This window comes from Methanobrevibacter curvatus (assembly GCF_001639295.1).
Lineage (GTDB): Archaea > Methanobacteriota > Methanobacteria > Methanobacteriales > Methanobacteriaceae > Methanoflexus > Methanoflexus curvatus.
This window is the reverse complement of record NZ_LWMV01000086.1, coordinates 1-1,783: the sequence shown is the minus strand read 5'-3', so window position 1 is coordinate 1,783 and position 1,783 is coordinate 1. Positions and strand designations below refer to the sequence as shown.

1 protein-coding gene is annotated in these 1,783 nt (G+C 21.1%); it reads right to left on the bottom strand.

Translation table 11 applies throughout. The features are described from left to right. Positions 1–258: 258 nt before the first annotated feature. Entirely contained in the window at positions 259–1,143 is an 885-nt protein-coding gene (locus MBCUR_RS02240) for an RraA family protein (RefSeq protein WP_067089692.1), read from the bottom strand. Between the last annotated feature and the right edge of the window lie 640 nt (positions 1,144–1,783).

Here is a 1,783-nt window from a genome sequence, read left to right as displayed (position 1 = left end):
ACACCAATACCACACTAAATCAAAATAAATTCCAACAGAACATGCAAAAATTAATTGATAAAAAAAAATAATAGAAACAAAAACTACTTAAAAACAAAAATACAAAAACACTTTACGAACTACTGATATGGCATTAAAAAAAATTTTAGAAAAAAGTATAATAACAAAAGTTTTGTTAGATTGAAAATTATGAAAAATGAAAAATGCATAGAATTTATAAAAAAAAGTGATAAAAATGAATAAAAAAAATAAAAAAACTTACAAATCATTAAGACATTGTCGTATTGATCTTCCTTTTTTTATTCCATCTTGAATTTTTAATTCATTGATTTTAATTTTTAATAGCTGAGCCATTACCTCCTTAAATATATTTTTAGGAACATGAACAACTCCTGAATCATCGCCAAAGATAAAATCACCAGATTCAACAGATATTGGATAACCGTGAATTGAATCAATTGGAATATTTATTTTACCATTTTTTAAAGGTTTTCCAGCATTTGGAACACAACCACAACTAAAAACTGGATAATTTAATTTTTTTAACTCAGTAATGTCTCTACAGTAACCATAAATTATTGTTGCTCCAATTCCACGACTTTTTGCAGATAAACTTGTTAATTCTCCCCAAATAGCTGAAAAATTTTTAGAAGAATTTTTAGAACCACTAAATGAACCACTAAATGAACCGTCAACTGAATTATCAAATAACTCCTCAGTTGAATCAATAAAAATAATCTCATTGGCTTCTGTATTATCAATAGCTAGAAGTGAAGTTCCCCAATCATTTGAATCAGTTTTTGCAGTTTTTATTCTCCCATAAGTAGAAATACCATTGACTGATTTTATCGCAGGAATAACACCATTATGATTTGAAACTTCATAAATTGCATCGGAAATTTGGCAACTTGAAGCTGATTCAAGCAGATATTTTAAATTACTATAATATTTAAACTCCTTAGAGTCAATATTTTCAATGGCAAAATTTACATTATTATTTCCAGCAAAATTTTGAATCGATTTTTCATCATAGATATTTATAATATCTTCAAATTTTAATTTAGCCAATTGATTGTTGTATTTTTCTCTTTTTTTATCAGATAATGATTTTAATAAATTTTTAGATGAAATTTTATTCTTCATAATCAACCCACTAATTTTAAATTGTATTAGAAAAAATAGTAATGAAAATAGTAAAAATTAATAAAAATTAAATAATTAACAATAATATACTTTGTTTTTATAGTAAGTAATATTAACATGTGTTTTTTGATAGTAATATAATTTCTTAATAAGTGCTCTAATAAATTATACTAAATGTTTTTAATAAATAAAATAACTAATAAAATTATATATACTATGAAATACTAAATTTATCTAGATACAAATAGAAAGCATAAAATAAGTTTAGTGCTTTAATATGTTATATGACAATTATCGTTTTGTTTTACAGAACATTTATTATACAATTTCAGCTATAATCACAATATACTTATATATTCAATTTTCAAGTAATTTAAATAAATTCTTGAAAAATTAACTAAAAATGAAAGATTAAATAATAAAAATTAAAAAGTAATTAAAGGGACAATAAAATGAAATAAATTATTTTTATGCATTAGTTATAATAGTTAAAAATTATTATAAAAATTATTAAATTTTTATTTATAATTAATTTTGCTTATTAATTAATTTTGTTTATAATTAAAATAATTATTTTAAATCGAATAGATAAAATAACTAATAAAAAAATAATAGGTTTAAATATTAATCCCAAATAATC